The 16086-nt window shown below is 75.6% G+C and carries 16 protein-coding genes and 3 tRNA genes; 7 read left to right on the top strand and 12 right to left on the bottom strand.

The window, feature by feature from the left end; translation table 11 throughout:
- Window positions 1-82: 82 nt before the first annotated feature.
- Complete coding sequence (locus ACUN9U_RS18080; protein WP_445486387.1) at window positions 83-943, bottom strand: aldo/keto reductase; 861 nt, start codon at window positions 941-943, stop codon at window positions 83-85.
- 153 nt (window positions 944-1096) lie between these two features.
- On the opposite strand from ACUN9U_RS18080, the gene ACUN9U_RS18075 reads away from it, so the two are divergent.
- The 5 genes from ACUN9U_RS18075 (at window position 1097) to ACUN9U_RS18055 (ending at window position 4607) form a co-directional block, all read left to right on the top strand.
- Window positions 1097-1169, top strand: a tRNA-Glu gene (locus ACUN9U_RS18075).
- A 36-nt stretch (window positions 1170-1205) separates the two neighbouring features.
- Window positions 1206-1282: transfer RNA gene (locus tag ACUN9U_RS18070), tRNA-Asp, on the top strand.
- A 35-nt stretch (window positions 1283-1317) separates the two neighbouring features.
- Window positions 1318-1393: transfer RNA gene (locus tag ACUN9U_RS18065), tRNA-Phe, on the top strand.
- 145 nt (window positions 1394-1538) lie between these two features.
- Window positions 1539-2162 (top strand): DedA family protein, encoded by a 624-nt coding sequence (locus ACUN9U_RS18060; protein ID WP_445486386.1) that lies wholly within the window; start codon window positions 1539-1541, stop codon window positions 2160-2162.
- A gap of 48 nt (window positions 2163-2210) precedes the next feature.
- Window positions 2211-4607, top strand: a complete 2397-nt coding sequence (locus tag ACUN9U_RS18055; protein ID WP_445486385.1) for an excinuclease ABC subunit UvrA — start codon at window positions 2211-2213, stop codon at window positions 4605-4607.
- A gap of 14 nt (window positions 4608-4621) precedes the next feature.
- Here ACUN9U_RS18055 and ACUN9U_RS18050 read toward each other — a convergent pair whose 3' ends face one another.
- Window positions 4622-4834 carry a BldC family transcriptional regulator gene (locus ACUN9U_RS18050; RefSeq protein WP_445486388.1) on the bottom strand — a complete coding sequence of 71 codons (213 nt, stop codon included), beginning with the start codon at window positions 4832-4834 and terminating at the stop codon, window positions 4622-4624.
- Window positions 4835-5385: 551 nt separating this feature from the next.
- On the opposite strand from ACUN9U_RS18050, the gene ACUN9U_RS18045 reads away from it, so the two are divergent.
- Entirely contained in the window at window positions 5386-5589 is a 204-nt protein-coding gene (locus ACUN9U_RS18045; protein WP_445486384.1) for a DUF3073 domain-containing protein, read from the top strand.
- A gap of 43 nt (window positions 5590-5632) precedes the next feature.
- On the opposite strand, the gene purM is transcribed toward ACUN9U_RS18045, so the two are convergent.
- The 10 genes from purM to purS form a co-directional block, all read right to left on the bottom strand.
- Window positions 5633-6775 (bottom strand): phosphoribosylformylglycinamidine cyclo-ligase, encoded by a 1143-nt coding sequence (gene purM, locus ACUN9U_RS18040; protein WP_445486383.1) that lies wholly within the window; start codon window positions 6773-6775, stop codon window positions 5633-5635.
- A gap of 62 nt (window positions 6776-6837) precedes the next feature.
- On the bottom strand, window positions 6838-8394 hold the full coding sequence (purF, locus tag ACUN9U_RS18035) for an amidophosphoribosyltransferase (protein ID WP_445486382.1): 1557 nt from the start codon (window positions 8392-8394) through the stop codon (window positions 6838-6840).
- A gap of 26 nt (window positions 8395-8420) precedes the next feature.
- A complete protein-coding gene (locus ACUN9U_RS18030; RefSeq protein ID WP_445486381.1) occupies window positions 8421-8726 on the bottom strand; it encodes a hypothetical protein in 306 nt (101 codons plus the stop codon).
- Window positions 8723-9100 carry a sterol carrier family protein gene (locus tag ACUN9U_RS18025; RefSeq protein ID WP_445486380.1) on the bottom strand — a complete coding sequence of 126 codons (378 nt, stop codon included), beginning with the start codon at window positions 9098-9100 and terminating at the stop codon, window positions 8723-8725. The genes ACUN9U_RS18030 and ACUN9U_RS18025 overlap by 4 nt, the downstream gene beginning before the upstream one ends.
- A gap of 134 nt (window positions 9101-9234) precedes the next feature.
- Window positions 9235-10170 carry a type IV toxin-antitoxin system AbiEi family antitoxin gene (locus ACUN9U_RS18020; protein WP_445486379.1) on the bottom strand — a complete coding sequence of 312 codons (936 nt, stop codon included), beginning with the start codon at window positions 10168-10170 and terminating at the stop codon, window positions 9235-9237.
- Window positions 10171-10277: 107 nt separating this feature from the next.
- Window positions 10278-12596, bottom strand: a complete 2319-nt coding sequence (gene purL, locus ACUN9U_RS18015) for a phosphoribosylformylglycinamidine synthase subunit PurL (RefSeq protein WP_445486378.1) — start codon at window positions 12594-12596, stop codon at window positions 10278-10280.
- Between the two features lie 46 nt (window positions 12597-12642).
- Window positions 12643-13182, bottom strand: a complete 540-nt coding sequence (locus ACUN9U_RS18010) for an RNA polymerase sigma factor (RefSeq protein ID WP_445486377.1) — start codon at window positions 13180-13182, stop codon at window positions 12643-12645.
- On the bottom strand, window positions 13179-14240 hold the full coding sequence (locus tag ACUN9U_RS18005) for a hypothetical protein (RefSeq protein WP_445486376.1): 1062 nt from the start codon (window positions 14238-14240) through the stop codon (window positions 13179-13181). The genes ACUN9U_RS18010 and ACUN9U_RS18005 overlap by 4 nt, the downstream gene beginning before the upstream one ends.
- A gap of 69 nt (window positions 14241-14309) precedes the next feature.
- Window positions 14310-15011, bottom strand: a complete 702-nt coding sequence (purQ, locus tag ACUN9U_RS18000; RefSeq protein WP_445486375.1) for a phosphoribosylformylglycinamidine synthase subunit PurQ — start codon at window positions 15009-15011, stop codon at window positions 14310-14312.
- Window positions 15008-15283 carry a phosphoribosylformylglycinamidine synthase subunit PurS gene (gene purS / locus ACUN9U_RS17995; protein WP_445486374.1) on the bottom strand — a complete coding sequence of 92 codons (276 nt, stop codon included), beginning with the start codon at window positions 15281-15283 and terminating at the stop codon, window positions 15008-15010. Before purS ends, purQ begins: the two co-directional genes overlap by 4 nt.
- Window positions 15284-15337: 54 nt before the next feature.
- On the opposite strand from purS, the gene ACUN9U_RS17990 reads away from it, so the two are divergent.
- Window positions 15338-16006: an MBL fold metallo-hydrolase gene (locus ACUN9U_RS17990; protein ID WP_445486373.1), complete on the top strand. Its 669-nt coding sequence runs from the start codon at window positions 15338-15340 to the stop codon at window positions 16004-16006.
- Window positions 16007-16086 lie beyond the last annotated feature (80 nt).

Below are 16086 nucleotides of genomic sequence, written 5' to 3'. Positions count from 1 at the left end.
CCCCCCCCCGCGGGGGGGTGTTGTCGGGGGGGCCCCCCCCGGGGGGGCCCCCCCCCCCCCATGACCACGGCGGGGTGCCGGGTCAGGCGGCGGAGAGCCGGTTCACCTCGTCGGCGGTGAGGACCAGCTCGGAGGCCTCCGCCGAGGCACGCGCCGTCTCCGGGCGGCTCGAGCCGGGGATGGGGATGACGACGTCACCGAGGGACAGCTCCCAGGACAGCGCCACCTGCTGCGGGCTGACGCCGCGGGCCTCGGCGACCTCCTTGAAGGCCGCGTGCGAGCCGCCGAGCTCGGCCGCGCCGGAGATGCCGCCCAGCGGGCTCCACGGCAGGAAGGCGATGCCCAGCTCGTTGCACAGCTCCAGCTCGGGCAGGGAGGAGCGGAACGCCGGGGAGAACTGGTTCTGCACGCTCACCAGCCGGCCGCCGAGCACGTCGTTGGCCTCGCGGATCTGGGAGGGGTCGGCGTTGGAGATGCCGGCCATCTGGATGACGCCCTCCTCGAGCAGCTCCACCAGCGCCCCGACCGAGTCGGCGTACGGCACCGACGGGTCCGGGCGGTGGAACTGGTACAGCCCGATCGCCTCCACGCCGAGCCGCTTCGCGGAGGCCTTCGCGGCCTCCTTGAGGTGCTCGGGCCGGCCGTCCTGGGTCCACGACCCGTCACCGGGACGCAGGTGCCCGCCCTTGGTGGCCACCAGCACGCTGCTGGTGTCGCCGCCCCAGGAGCGCAGCGCCTCGGCGATGAGCTCCTCGTTGTGGCCGACCTCGTTCCCGTGGAGGTGGTAGGCGTCGGCGGTGTCGATGAGCGTCACGCCGGCCTCGAGGGAGGCGTGGATGGTGGCGGTGGAGCGGTCCCGGTCCGGGCGGCCCTCGATGGACATGGGCATGCCGCCCAGGCCGATCTCCGAGACGGTGCGGTCGCCGATCGCGCGGGTCTTCACAGGTGCTGTCCTCCTGGTCAGGGGGTCGTGCCGGGCGCGCCACGGCGGCGCGCGCACCCGAGTGCCGTACCCACTGCCGACACCCGCTATGCTCGACCACGTCCTCGACGGTCAACGTCCGCGTGAGACCTAGGACGCTCGACCCGAGGGCTCGCCCTCATCGTCTAGCGGCCTAGGACACCGCCCTTTCACGGCGGCAGCACGGGTTCGAATCCCGTTGGGGGTACGGCACCACCAGAGTCACCGGGGCGCGAGCCCCGATGGCCCCGTAGCGCAGTTGGTTAGCGCGCCGCCCTGTCACGGCGGAGGTCGCGGGTTCAAGTCCCGTCGGGGTCGCCAGCACGACCCGAGCAGTCGCCGCGCAGCGGCTGCCCGGCCAGGTAGCTCAGTTGGTAGAGCGTCCGACTGAAAATCGGAAGGTCAGCGGTTCGACCCCGCTCCTGGCCACCACCACCTCCCGCGGCGAGGCCGCCCCAGTACCGGTCCCGCCCTGTCGCGCGCGATCGACGGCGTGCCTGCAGACTGCCCACGAGCCGGCGCGCAGCCCGCGGCGCTGGGACGACGTGAGGACCGCCGTGCACCCCGGACCCGCCGCATGAGCAGCCTGCTCGACCCCCAGCAGCTGCTCGGCTCCTTCGGGGCGCTGGGCCTGTTCGCCGTCCTGTTCGCCGAGACCGGGCTGCTGGTCGGCTTCTTCCTGCCCGGCGACTCGCTGCTGTTCAGCGCCGGCATCCTGGCCGCCACGCCGGCCGGCAGCGCGACGCACCTGCCGCTCGCCTCCGCGCTGGTCGTTGCCGCGGCGGGAGCCGTGCTCGGGGCCCAGACCGGCTACCTCATCGGGCGCCGCGCCGGGCCGCCGCTGCTGCACCGCCCCGACAGGCCGCGGGTGCGCGCCGCCGCGCTGCGCGCGGAAGGGGTGCTGGACCGCTACGGCCACCGCAAGGCGATCGTGCTGGCCCGGTTCATCCCGGTGGTCCGCACCCTCATGAACCCGCTGGCCGGAGCCGTCCGCGTGCCCGCGGGCCTCTTCACCCTCTGGCAGGTGGTCGGCGGGCTGGTGTGGTCGCTCGGGGTGACCCTCGTCGGGTACCTGCTCGGGACGCGCATCCCCGGCGTGGAGAGGTACGTGCTGCCGATCATCGTCGTCGTCGTGGTGGTGTCCCTGGTGCCCGTGGCGCTGGAGCTGGTGAAGGCGCGCAGGCACCCGTCAGGGCGGTGACCGCGGCGGTCCGCCCCGGCCGTCGGTGGGCGGCGGCAGGATGGGCCCATGAGCGCAGCGACGCCTCCGCGGGCTGACAGCCACGACGTCATCCGCGTGGTCGGCGCGCGGGAGAACAACCTGCGCGACGTCACCGTGGAGCTGCCCAAGCGGCGCCTGACGGTGTTCACCGGCGTCTCCGGGTCCGGCAAGAGCTCGCTGGTCTTCGCCACCATCGCCGCGGAGAGCCAGCGGCTGATCAACGAGACCTACCCGGCGTTCCTGCAGGGCTTCATGCCCAGCCAGGCCCGCCCCGACGTCGACGTCCTCGAGGGCCTGACGACGGCGATCATCGTCGACCAGGAGCGCCTGGGCACCAACCCCCGCTCCACCCTGGGCACCGCCACCGACGTCAACGCGCTGCTGCGGATCCTGTTCAGCCGGCTCGGCCAGCCGCACATCGGGTCGCCCCAGGCGTTCTCCTTCAACACCGCCACGGTCAGCGGCAAGGGCGCCGTCACGGTGGAGAAGGCCGACGGCAGGAGCGTCGAGCGCAAGAGCTTCCACGTGCAGGGCGGCATGTGCGTGCGCTGCGAGGGCCGCGGCACGGTCAGCGGCTTCGACGTGGACGCCCTGCTCGACCGCGACAGGAGCATCGACGAGGGCGCCGTCACCATCCCGGGCTACACGATGGACGGCTGGTACGGCCGGATCTTCCGCGGCGTGGGCCTGTTCCCCACCGACGTCCCCGTCCGCGACCTCACGCCCGAGCAGCTCGACGCGCTGCTGCACGCCGGCCCCACCAAGGTCAAGGTCGAGGGGATCAACCTCACCTTCACCGGGCTCATCCCCTCCATCCAGAAGTCCTTCCTGTCCAAGGACGTCGAGGGCATGCAGCCCCACGTGCGCGCCTTCGTGGAGCGCGCGGTGACCTTCACGCCGTGCCCGGACTGCGGCGGCACGCGCCTGAACGAGCTGGCCCGCTCCTCCACGGTCGCCGGGCTGTCCATCGCCGACGTCTGCGCCCTGCAGGTCAGCGACGTCGCGGGGTGGGTCCGCGACCTGCGCGCCGACCCCGCCTCGCGGACCGTGGCGCCACTGCTCGCCGGCCTGCAGGACACCCTGGACGCCTTCACGCGGATCGGGCTCGGCTACCTCAGCCTGGACAGGTCCTCCGGCACCCTGTCCGGCGGCGAGGCGCAGCGCGTCAAGCTGATCCGGCACCTCGGGTCAGCGCTCACGGACGTCACCTACGTCTTCGACGAGCCCACGGTCGGGCTGCACCCCCACGACGTCGGGCGGATGAACGAGCTGCTGCTGCAGCTGCGCGACAAGGGCAACACCGTGCTCGTCGTCGAGCACAAGCCCGAGGTCATCGCGGTGGCCGACCACGTGGTCGACATGGGCCCGCGGGCCGGCACCGCGGGCGGGCAGGTGGTCTTCGAGGGCACCGTCGAGCAGCTGCGTGCCAGCGGCACCCTCACCGGGCGCCACCTGGACGACCGCGCCGTCCTCAAGGAGGCGGTCCGGACGCCGACCGGTGCGGTGCAGGTGCGCGGCGCGAGCACCCACAACCTGCGGGCCGTCGACGTCGACGTGCCGCTGGGCGTGCTGTGCGTGGTGACGGGAGTGGCCGGGTCGGGCAAGAGCTCGCTGGTGCACGGGTCGCTGTCCGCCCGCGAGGGCGTGGTGGTGGTGGACCAGGGGGCCATCCGCGGCTCGCGCCGGTCCAACCCCGCCACCTACACCGGCCTGCTCGAGCCGGTCCGCAAGGCCTTCGCCAAGGCCAACGGCGTCAAGCCGGCGCTGTTCAGCCCCAACTCCGAGGGCGCCTGCCCGGCCTGCAGCGGCGCTGGGGTGATCTTCACGGACCTGCCGACCTCGGGCACCGTCTCCACGCCGTGCGAGGAGTGCGAGGGGCGCCGCTTCCAGGCCTCGGTGCTCGAGCTCACCCTCGGCGGTGCGCGCGAGGACGGCGGGCGCGACATCGGCGAGGTGCTGGCGATGCCGGTGGCCGAGGCCCTGCCCTTCTTCTCCGCCGGCGCCTCGCGGGTGCCGGCGGCCGCAGCGGTGCTCGAGCGCCTGGTCGACGTCGGCCTGGGCTACCTGGCGCTGGGCCAGCCGCTGACCACCCTGTCCGGCGGGGAGCGCCAGCGGCTGAAGCTCGCGGTGCACATGGGCGAGCGCGGCAGCACCTACGTGCTCGACGAGCCGACCACCGGGCTGCACCTGGCCGACGTCGCCCAGCTGCTCGGCCTGCTCGACAGGCTGGTCGACTCCGGCAGGTCGGTGGTGGTCATCGAGCACCACCAGGCCGTCATGGCCCACGCCGACTGGATCATCGACCTCGGGCCCGGCGCCGGCCACGACGGCGGTCGCGTGGTCTTCGAGGGCACTCCCGCCGAGCTGGTGGCCGCCCGGTCCACGCTGACGGGGCGGCACCTGGCCGACTACGTGGGCGCCTGAGCGCCCCGGCGCCCTCAGGCGGTGGCGTCGTCCTCCGGGACGCGCGGCGCGGGCAGCGCCGCCTCGGCGGGCGCGACCTGCTCCAGCAGGGCCATCACCTCGGCCGAGCGGTAGCGGCGGTGCCCGCCCAGGGTGCGGATCGAGGTGAGCTTGCCGGCCTTGGCCCAGCGGGTCACGGTCTTGGGGTCCACCCGGAACAGGGCGGCGACCTCGGAGGGGGTCAGCAGCGTCTGCGCCGCGGCCGGGCCCGCCGCGGGCGCGGCGGTCGCGGGGGTCGCGGCGGCGTCGGTGGCGAGACCCTCGGGGGAAGAGGTCTGGATCGTCGTCATGGCGTCTCCTGTCGCCGGCCGGCACCGCTGCAGGGGGTGCACCGCGGACGGCGTAGGAGGATCGTCCGACATGTCCGACCCGTACCGCCATAGCCCGTACGGACCATCAGCGGGTGGGGCCCGGGGCTACGGGGGCTGGCGCGGCCGGGTCCGCGCGGACCAGCTCGCACCGGCTGCACGGGCCACGTCGCGAACCACCCGGGTGGGGTCAGGAGGGGCGGTCCGGGACGGTCCCGGCACGTCGGGGCAGGTCGGGGCAGGTCCGGCGCAGCCGGTGCACGCCACCGCCAGCGACGCCGCTGGACCGTCCGGGCGTCTCGCGTGCCGCGCGAGCGCCGTCGGATGCGGTGTGGGCGCCGTGTACCTGTATCGTGGCCACATCGAGAGCCGGTAGCTCCGGGGCCGCCCCATGGGCCTGCCCCGGCACGACGCATAAGGGGGTCGACGCCATGGGGCGCGGCCGTCAGAAGGCCAAGCAGACCAAGGTCGCTCGGGAGCTGAAGTACTCCAGCCCCAACACCGACCTGTCGGCTCTGCAGCGAGAGCTCGGGGGCTCTGCTCCGCCCGTGTGGGCGAACCGCGAGCCGTCGTCCGACAAGGACGACGGTGACGAGTACGACCCGTACGACGACTGGGCTCCTCGCCCGCGCTGAGCCCGCTCAGGGGTCCTCCCGGACCCCTGGCCCCACTCCGCGCTCATGCGGGGTGGTCACCCACGAGCCGGACACCGCCGCCGTCCACGCCCTTCGAGCCACGGACGGCGGCGGTTCCTCCGTCACGCCTGGTGGAGACGGACCCCGCCACCCAGGCGCTGACCCCGCTGGCCCGCAGCGACCCGAGGGCCGCCTCGGCGGACCCGGCGCTGAGCACGGCGAGCATGCCGACGCCCTGGTTCCAGGTGACCTCGGCGTCCTCGCGGCCCACCCCGCCGAGCTCGGCCAGCACGCGGAAGACCGCCGGCGGTGACCAGGTCGACCGCTCGACCTCCGCGTCGAGGTGCGCCGGCAGCACCCGCGCGAGGTTGGCCGCCAGCCCGCCCCCGGTGACGTGGGAGAACGCGTGCAGGTCGTCGCCGAGGGCGTCGGCCAGGGCCAGGCACGGCCGCGTGTAGAGGGCGGTCGGCTCCAGGAGCTCCTCACCGACGGTGCGGCCCAGGTCGTCCACGTGGCGCTCGTAGCCCCAGCCGGCGTCGGCGAGCAGGCGGCGCACGAGGGAGTACCCGTTGGAGTGCAGCCCGGAGCTGGCCAGGGCCACGACGACGTCGCCGTCGCGCACGCGCGCCGGGCCGAGCAGCCGGTCGGCCTCCACCACGCCTGTGGCCGCACCTGCGACGTCGTACTCCTCGGGGCCCAGCAGGCCGGGGTGCTCGGCGGTCTCCCCGCCCACGAGCGCCGCGCCGACCTCCTCGCAGGCCCGCGCGATGCCGCCGACCACGGCGGCGATGCGCTCGGGCACCACCCGCCCGCAGGCGATGTAGTCCGTCATGAACAGCGGACGCGCCCCGCAGACCACGAGGTCGTCCACGACCATCGCGACGAGGTCCTGCCCGACGGTGCCGTGCACGTCCAGCGCCTGCGCCACGGCCACCTTGGTGCCCACGCCGTCGGTGCTCGTGGCCAGCAGCGGCCGGCGGTAGGCCAGCAGCGCGCTGGCGTCGAACAGCCCGGCGAAGCCGCCGGCCCCGCCCAGCACCTGCGCCCCGTGGGTGCGCGCCACAGCCTCCTTCATGAGGACGACGGCGCGGTCACCCGCCTCGACGTCGACACCGGCGGCGGCGTAGGCGCCCGCCGGGCGCGGCGGCGCCGTCGTCGAGCTGCTGGGCGGGGTGGAGGTGCTCATGGCGGGGTCAGGCTCCCGGGCGGGCTGGTGGGGCGGAGGGTCGGCGGAGCGGCGGGGCCGGCTCACTGCTGGGCGGCGGGCTCCACGCGTCCGAGGTCGCCGCGGTCGATGGCCACGCCCAGCGGCAGCTCCTCCTGGCCCTCGCCGGCGCCGGAGCCCAGCGAGCGGGCCACCGGGCGTCCCTCGTCGGGCACGCCGGCCGGGTAGGTGCCGGTGAAGCAGGCGGTGCACAGCCTCTCGCGCGGCTGCCCGGAGGCGGCGACCATGCCGTCCAGGGAGATGTGGCCGAGGCTGTCAGCGCCCAGGCTGTGGCGGACCTCCTCCACCCCCAGGCCGGAGGCGATGAGCTCGGCGCGGGTGGCGAAGTCGATGCCGTAGAAGCAGGGCCACTGCACGGGCGGGGAGGAGATGCGCACGTGCACCTCCGCGGCGCCTGCCTCGCGCAGCATCCGCACCAGCGCGCGCTGGGTGTTGCCGCGCACGATCGAGTCGTCGATGACCACCAGGCGCTTGCCGGCGATGACGTCGCGCAGCGGGTTGAGCTTCAGGCGGATGCCCAGCTGGCGGATGGTCTGGTTCGGCTGGATGAAGGTGCGGCCCACGTAGGCGTTCTTGACCAGCCCCTGCCCGTAGGGGATGCCGGAGGCCTGCGCGTAGCCGATGGCGGCCGGCGTGCCCGACTCCGGGGTGGGGATGACCAGGTCGGCCTCGACCGGGTGCTCGGCGGCCAGGCGCCGGCCCATCTCCACCCGGGCCTCGTGGACCCCGCGGCCGGCGATGGTGGTGTCGGGGCGGGCGAGGTAGACGTACTCGAAGACGCAGCCGCGCGGGGTGGCCGGGGCGAAGCGGGAGAAGCGCAGCCCGTCGGCGTCGACGGCCACCAGCTCACCCGGCTCCACCTCGCGCACGAAGGAGGCGCCGACGATGTCCAGGGCGGCCGTCTCGCTGGCCACCACCCAGCCGCGCTCGAGGCGCCCGAGCACCAGCGGGCGCACGCCGTGCGGGTCGCGGGCGGCGTACAGCGTGGTCTCGTCCATGAAGACCAGGGAGAAGGCGCCCCGCAGCCGCGGCAGGACCTCCTGGGCGGTGGCCTCCAGCGTGCGGTCGGGGTCGCCGGCCAGCAGCGCGGTGACCAGCGCGGTGTCGGTGGTGTTGCCGCGGGCGACCTCGCCGGCCTCCGGCTCGCCCCGGGCCTCGGCGCGCTCGGCCACGAGGCGGCGCAGCTGGGCGGTGTTGGTGAGGTTGCCGTTGTGGGCCAGCGCCACGGTGCCGGCGGCGGTGGCGCCCAGGGTGGGCTGGGCGTTCTCCCAGCGGCTGGCGCCGGTGGTGGAGTAGCGGGTGTGGCCGATGGCCACCGACCCCTTCAGCGCCTCCAGCGACGCCTCGTCGAAGACCTGGGAGACCAGTCCCATGTCCTTGTAGACGAGGATCTGCTCGCCGCTGCTGGCGGCGATGCCGGCGCTCTCCTGGCCGCGGTGCTGCAGCGCGTAGAGGCCGAAGTAGGTGAGCCGCGCGACGTCTTCCCCCGGGGCCCAGACGCCGAAGACGCCGCAGGCGTCCTGCGGCCCCTTCTCGCCGGGGAGGACGTCGTGGCTGAGTCGACCGTCGGGGCGAGCCACGCGCCCATGCTCCCACAGGAGGGGGGCTAGTCGCGCCGCCGCGACCTCCGGGCCTGGCCGCGGTCGAGCAGCGCGCCGGCCACCACGGCCGCCAGGCCGCCCACCAGGGCGCCGACGGCGCCGAGCGCGACGACCAGGTAGCCCAGCGTGGCGCCGTAGCCGTACTGGCTGGGCGGCTCGGCGTAGGTGAGGACCAGGGCCAGCAGGGCGCCGAGGACGACACCGCCGCCGAGGAAGACGCCGTAGCGGGGGCTGCGGCGCACCTCCACCCTGCGCGGCGGCTCGGGCCGGCGCAGGGGCTGCTCGCGCTGCTGGGGCTGCTCGTCGCTCACGCGGCACCCGCCGGGACCAGGGGCAGCAGGGCCGACAGGTCCGCGCGCGAGCCGCTGGCGCGCACCCGTCCGGCGCTGACGGCGTCCGCCCAGCGCAGGTCGCCGACGGCCAGGCCCAGCCAGGTGGCGGCGTCGGTCTCCACGACGTTGGGCGGGGTGCCGCGGGTGTGCCGCGGGCCCTCGAGGCACTGCACGACGCCGAACGGCGCCACGCGCACCTCCACGCTGTGGCCGGGGGCGCGCTCGGCGAGCTCCTCCAGGCTGGCGCGGACGGCGGTCGCCGTCGTCGTCCTGTCGGCGGCGGCCGGGTCGGACCGCCAGCGGCTCAGCGCCTCGCGGCCGGCCGCGGGATCGGTGCGTCGGCGGGCAGGCACGCCTCCCACTGTCTCACCGCGGCCGGTGCACCCCCACTCCACCACCTCCGTGATCATGGGCGTCTGCCACCTCGCGGCGGCCCTTGGGGATCCTCGACGGCCCGCCTTGTCGTGTTCATGGGCGTCCGCCACCCTCACCACACCCGCCGGCGGATCCTTGGCGTCATCCCCAGCAGCTCCCCGAAGGCCAGCTCCAGCTCCAGCGACCGCCCCAGCACCGTCCCCTTGCGCGCCACCAGCACCCGCCAGCCGAACTCGCGTTCCAGGCGCTCACGGCGGGCGTCGTCGGCACCGCGCTGGGCCCGCGAGGAGTGGAACTCCTCCCCGTCGTACTCCCCGGCCCTCCGCACTCCCTCCCAGCCCAGGTCCAGCCGCACCGCGCCGGGCCTGTCCTCGGGCACCCAGATCTGCAGCTCCGGGCGGGGGAAGCCCGCGTCCACCAGCCGCAGGCGGAACCACGACTCCCCGTAGGACTCCGCACGCCCGTCGGCGTGCGCGATGAGGTAGCGCGCCTGCCCGACTCCGCGGTCACCGCGGAACTCCTCGATGCGCGCCCTGAGCGCCTCCGGGTCCACCAGGCCCAGGCGCGCCATCCGGTCCAGCACCGCCAGCGCCATCGGCGGGGACAGGTAGCGGGCGCAGTCCAGCGCGGTGCGCTCGGGGGTGGTGACCAGCACCCCGCTGACCTCCGTGACGTCGTGCGCGGCCAGCGGCGCCTCGTAGATCGACGCGCCGCGCCACCGCGGGGTGCGGTTGCTGGCCGGGACGAGTCCCTGCAGCGGCACCGGGGAGGTGTCCAGCGCGGGTCCGCGCGGGTCGACGCCGTGGACGAAGGCCGCCAGGGCGCGGCAGGCGACCACGTGCGGGGGCAGCACCAAGGACGCGGCCTGCGCGGCGCTCAGGGGATCGGACACCGCCCGTGCGTCGACGTACGCGCCACGCACGACTTCGATGACGGCTCCGCAGGTGACCAGCCGGTCCAGCTGGTGCCGGGTGATCCCCAGGCGGCCGAGGTCCCGCCGCGTGAAGGGCGGCAGGACTTCGGGCAGGCAGACGAGGCGTGCGACCACTCGCCGAGCGTGGCCGGTCCCGACCTGAGGCCGCTGCGGCTGTCCACAGGGTGGCGGACGCCCATGATCACGGACGGTGGGGGTGGCGGACGCCCATGATCACGGGGTCAGGCGCCGAAGACCTCCGGGAGGGTGCGCGTGTGCACGGCGCGCAGCTCGGACAGCGGAACGGTGAACAGCGGGGCGTCGGCGGCGACGTCGAGCACCGCCTCCTCGCCGTCGGCCTCCACCCCGTCGGTCACGCCGATGCGCAGGTGGGCGATCTGGCGGGCGGTGCACATGTCGGTGAATCGCACCTCCTCCTCACGGGGGACGGCGACGAGCACGCGGCCCGCCGACTCGCTGAACAGCGCGGTGGCGGCGTCGACGCCGTCGCGCTCGCACAGCTCCCCCAGCCACACGCGGGCGCCGACGCCGCGGCGCAGGCACCCCTCGACCAGCGCCTGGGACAGGCCGCCCTCGGACAGGTCGTGCGCGGCGTCGACGAGGCCGTCGCGCGAGGAGTTGACCAGCACGGAGGCCAGGACCTTCTCGTGCTCGAGGTCGACGACCGGCGGGGTGCCGCCGAGGTGGCCGTGCACCTCCCAGGCCCACTCCGAGCCGGAGAGCTCCTCGCGGGTGGTGCCCAGCAGGTACAGCTGCTGGCCGGGCAGCGCCCACCCCGACGGGGTGCGGCGGGCGACGTCGTCCAGGACGCCGAGCACCCCGACCACGGGCGTGGGGTGGATGGGCTCGTGGCCGGTCTGGTTGTAGAAGCTGACGTTGCCGCCGGTCACCGGCACGCCCAGCTCGGCGCAGCCGTCGGCCAGTCCGGTGACGGCCTCGGAGAACTGCCACATGACGCCCGGGTCCTCCGGGGAGCCGAAGTTCAGGCAGTCGGTGACGGCCAGCGGCACCGCCCCGGCGGTGGCGACGTTGCGGTAGGACTCCGCCAGCGCCAGCTGCGCGCCGACCCGCGGGTCGAGGTGCGCGAAGCGCCCGTTGGCGTCCAGCGACACGGCCACCCCCAGGCCCGACTCCTCGTCGACGCGGACGACGCCGGCGTCGTCGGGCATCGCCATGGCGGTGTTGCCCAGGACGTACCTGTCGTACTGGTCGGTGACCCAGGCGCGGCTGCAGAGGTTGGCCGAGCCGGCCAGCTGCAGCACCTGCCCACGCAGCTCCGCGCCGGTGCTGGGGCGCTGCAGGGCCTCGGCGGGGTCGGCCTGCAGGACGTCCATGTCCGCCGGGCGGGCCCAGGGGCGCACGTACACGGGTCCCTCGTGGGCGACGGTGCGCGGGGGGACGTCGACGACGGTCTCGCCGTTCCAGGTGATCTGCAGGCGGCCGGTCCCGGTCACCTCGCCGATGACGGTGGCCTCGACCTCCCACCTGCCGGTGATGGCCAGGAACGCCTCGAGGTGGCGCGGCTCGACCACGGCCATCATCCGCTCCTGCGACTCGCTCATGAGCACCTCCTCGGGGCGCAGCGAGGGGTCGCGCAGCGGGACGGCGTCGAGCCTGACGGCCATGCCGCCGTCGCCCGCGGACGCCAGCTCGGAGGTGGCGCAGGAGAGCCCCGCGCCGCCGAGGTCCTGGATGCCGGCGACCACGCCGGCGTGGAAGAGCTCCAGGCAGCACTCGATGAGCAGCTTCTCCGCGAACGGGTCGCCCACCTGCACCGCGGGCCGCTTGGAGGGGCCGCCGTCGCCCGGGACCCCGTCGAAGGTCTCCGAGGCGAGCACGGACACGCCGCCGATCCCGTCACCGCCGGTGCGCGAGCCGAACAGCACCACGAGGTTGCCCTCGCCGGTGGCGTTGGCCAGGTGGAGGTCCTCGTGGCGCATCGTGCCGACGCAGAGGGCGTTGACGAGCGGGTTGCCCTGGTAGACCGGGTCGAAGACGACCTCGCCGCCGATGTTGGGCAGGCCCAGGCAGTTGCCGTAGCCGCCGACGCCGGCGACGACGCCGGGCACCACGCGGGCGGTGTCGGGGTGGTCGAGCGCGCCGAAGCGCAGCGAGTCCATGACCGCCACCGGGCGGGCGCCCATGGCGAGGATGTCGCGCACGATGCCGCCGACGCCGGTGGCCGCGCCCTGGTGGGGCTCGACGTAGCTGGGGTGGTTGTGGCTCTCGACCTTGAAGGTCACCGCCCAGCCGTCGCCGATGTCCACGACCCCGGCGTTCTCGCCGATGCCCACGAGCAGCTTCTCGCGCATCGCGTCGGTGGTCTTCACCCCGAACTGGCGCAGGTGCGTCTTGGAGGACTTGTAGGAGCAGTGCTCGCTCCACATCACCGAGTACATCGCCAGCTCGCAGGTGGTCGGGCGGCGCCCGAGGATCGTGCAGATCCGCTCGAACTCGTCGTCCTTGAGCCCGAGCTCGCCGTAGGGCAGCTCGTGGTCGGGCGTCGCTGCGGCGTGGTCCACGGTGTCGAGCAGGCTCACGGCCCGCAGCGTAGTGACGCGGCGCGAGGCCGCGGAACGCCGCAGGTCAGGCGCCGCCGATGACGCCGTCGCGGCGCAGCGCCGCCAGGCCGCGTGCGGCGCTGCTGCGCACCGTGGCCTGCGCCATGCCGAGCAGGTCGGCGATCTCCGCGTCGGGCAGCTGCTCGTAGTAGCGCAGCACGAGCACCGCGCGGTGCCGGGGCGGCAGCCGGCGCAGCGCGGTGAGCAGCGCGTCCCGGTCGCCGCGCTGCGCCGCGCCGTCGTCGGCGCCGCCGGGCACCGGCTCCGGCAGCTCCTCCGGCTCGGTGGCCCGCTCGCGCCGCGTGGACGCGCGCCGCCAGAAGCTCATCGCCTGGTTGACGAGCATCCGGTTGACGTACGCCGCCGGGTCGGACGCGGCGCTGACCTTCTCCCAGCTGACCAGGGCCTTGGCCAGCACCTCCTGCACGAGGTCCTCGGCGTCGGCCTCGGAGCGCACCAGCCCGCGCGCCATCGACAGCAGCGGGCCGCTGCGCGCCGCGACGAGGTCCTCGAAGCCCCGCGCCTCCGCGGTGCGGGGGCGGCGCAGCAAGGAGGTGACGCTCACGGCGCCCCCGCGGAGGGCAGCGTCGTCGGGGGCACCGGAGCGGAGAAGGAGGCGCCGCCGCCGGTGGCGCGCTGCACGGCGGTGCGGACGGCGGGCACCAGGGCGTCGTAGGCCTCCTGGGCGTCACCCGCGTCGGAGGTGGCGTCAACCTGCACCAGCACGCTGCCCACGGCGACGAGCACGCGCAGGGTCGGGGAGCCCTGCCCGGACGTCGAGGCCAGCACGAGCGCCTGGCCGCCGTCGGGGGCGACGGCGGCGGCGTCGACCTCGGAGGTGGGACCGGTGCCCTCCAGCCCGGGCTCGGAGCAGCCCGGCAGCGCCTGGCGCACCTGCGCCAGCGCGGCGCTGGCCGCGGCGGGACCGGGGACGACGGCGACCCGCTCGACCACGCCGGGCGGCTCGGGCGCGGCCGCCGAGGGCGCCGCGAGCAGGTCGACGCGCCACAGCTGCTCCACCGGCACCGCGCCGGCGTCCCCGTCGACGCACGCGCCCAGCGCCAGCTCGGTGTCGGGCTCCGGCGCCGCGGCGGCCGGCTGGACGGGCGCGGCGAAGGCGCCGTCGAGGTCCTCGGCCGTGAGCAGCGACGCCTCCCCGAGCGCGGGGACGGCGGCCGCGGCCGCCCGGTCCTCCTGCGCGGCGCTGGGTGCACCGGCCGCCTCGGGCGCCGCCCCGCCACCCCCGCCGCCCCCACCGGCGTCACCGCCGGAGCCGCCGGCGGCGGACCCGTTGGAGGCCCCCTGGGTGACGGAGAGGTCGAGCTGGGGCAGCACGAGGCCGCCGAGGAGCACCGCCACCGCCGCGGCGGCGGCCGCCCCGCCCAGGGCGGCGGCCCGGCGGCGACGGTGCAGCCGCGCGGCACGCCGCTCCACGGCCGCCAGGAGCGGCGCGGGCGCCGCGGGCCGCTCCCGCCCGGCCGCCGCGCCCGCCGTCGTCGTCCGCGGGACTGACGAGGTGGGGCCGCCGTCGCCGAGGGCGGCGCGGAAGGCGCGCACCACGGCGTCGGATCCGTCGTCGGGCTCCTCGGGGGTGCACCCGGTCAGGTCGGTCGGTCGGTCCACTCGCCTAGGACGCCCCGACGCGCCCGGCCGTGGCAGTGGGCTCGGTCACCACCCGCGCAGCCGATCCGGTCAGGCGCTCGCGAGCGCCTGGAGCACCGAGGTGAAGAAGCCCAGGCCGTCGGTGCCGTTCCCGCTGGCACCGCCGCCGTGCTCGGTGGGGCCGTAGCCGGGCTCGGTGGCGTGCTCGGGGTGCGGCATGAGGCCGACGACGCGCCCGGAGGCGTCGCGGACGCCGGCGATGTCGCGCTGGGAGCCGTTGGGGTTGCCGCCGAGGTAGCGGAAGACCACGCGGCCCTCGCCCTCGAGCTCGTCCAGGGTGCGCTGGTCGGCGTTGTAGCCGCCCTCGCCGTTCTTCAGCGGGACGACGACCTCCTGGCCCTCCTCGAAGGCCGAGGTCCAGGCGGTGGTGGCGTCCTCGACGCGCAGCCGCTGGTCGCGGCAGACGAAGGTGCGCACGTCGTTGCGGACCAGCGCGCCGGGCAGCAGGCCGGCCTCGCAGAGCACCTGGAAGCCGTTGCAGATGCCCAGCACCGGCATGCCGCCGCGCGCCGCCTGCACCACCGAGGACATCACCGGCGCGATGCTCGCGATGGCGCCGGCGCGCAGGTAGTCCCCGTAGGAGAAGCCCCCCGGCAGGACGACGGCGTCGACCCCGCGCAGGTCCGCGTCGGCGTGCCACAGCGCCACGGCCTGCCCGCCGCCGCGGACGACGGCGCGCGCGGCGTCCCGGTCGTCCAGGGAGCCGGGGAAGGTGACGACGCCAATCCTCACGCGGGGGCTCCGGCTGCCGCCTGCTCGTCGGCGTCGACCACGGCGACGACGTCCTCGATGACGGGGTTGGCGAGCAGCTGCTCGGCGGCCCTGCGCGCCTGGGCGAGCACCTCCGGGGTGACCGGCCCCTCGACGGCCAGCTCGAACCTCTTGCCCTGCCGCACGTCGACGAACCCCGTCAGGCCCAGGCGCGGCAGCGCCGCTGCCACCGCCTTGCCCTGGGGGTCGAGGATCTCGGGCTTCGGCATCACCTGGACCAGCACGCGTCCCACGGGGGAGCAGCCTAGGGGGTCGCGGCGGGTGCCCCCGCGGTCCACGATGCGGGGATGCGCATCTCCCACCTCGGTCACGCCTGCCTGCTGGTCGAGGCCGCCGGCAGCCGCGTGCTCGTCGACCCGGGCACGTTCTCCACGGGGTGGGAGGAGCTGGGCGACCTCGACGCGGTGCTGGTCACCCACGCCCACCCCGACCACGTCGACGTGGAGAAGCTGCCGGCGCTGCTGGAGGGCAACGACGGGGTGCTGCTGCGCGCGGAGCCGGAGACCGCCGCGGCGCTGGCCGACTCCCACCTCGGGGCGGACGGCGACGTCGACCTGGCGGCCCTGCACCCCGGGGAGGTGCTGCAGCTGGGCGCGGTCACCGTGCGCGCCGTCGGCGGGCAGCACGCCGTCATCCACCCGGAGGTGCCGCGGGTGGGCAACACCGGGCTGGTCCTCAGCGCACCCGGCGAGCCGGTCCTGTTCGTGCCCGGTGACGCCTACGACACCGCTCCCGAGGGCGTCGACGTGCTGGCGCTGCCGCTGAACGCCCCGTGGGCGACCTCGGCGATGACCGTGGACTTCCTGCGCGCCGTGGCCCCCCGCACGGCGGCCGTCCCGGTGCACGACGCGCTGCTGTCGGCCACCGGCCGCCGCGGCTACCTGGCCAACATCGGCCGCCTGTGCGGCGACGTGGACATCAGGGACGACGGCGGCCGCGGGGTGCACGAGTTCTGACCGACCCGTGCGGGGTGGATGGGGGGGGGGGCCCCCCCCCCCGGGGGGGGGCGCCCCCGGACCGGCGCGGGGGGGGCCGG

Source organism: Quadrisphaera sp. KR29 (genome assembly GCF_052644995.1).
Note: the sequence above shows the minus strand (reverse complement) of the source record. Positions and strands in the feature narration are given on the sequence as shown.

Bases quoted from the DNA above. Each gene is read 5' to 3' on its own strand.
- ACUN9U_RS18060 (WP_445486386.1), top strand. From the start codon at position 1,539: ATGAGCAGCCTGCTCGACCCCCAGCAGCTGCTCGGCTCCTTCGGGGCG.
- ACUN9U_RS18055 (WP_445486385.1), top strand. From the start codon at position 2,211: ATGAGCGCAGCGACGCCTCCGCGGGCTGACAGCCACGACGTCATCCGC.
- ACUN9U_RS18045 (WP_445486384.1), top strand. From the start codon at position 5,386: ATGGGGCGCGGCCGTCAGAAGGCCAAGCAGACCAAGGTCGCTCGGGAG.
- purM (WP_445486383.1), bottom strand. From the start codon at position 6,775: ATGAGCACCTCCACCCCGCCCAGCAGCTCGACGACGGCGCCGCCGCGC.
- ACUN9U_RS17990 (WP_445486373.1), top strand. From the start codon at position 15,338: ATGCGCATCTCCCACCTCGGTCACGCCTGCCTGCTGGTCGAGGCCGCC.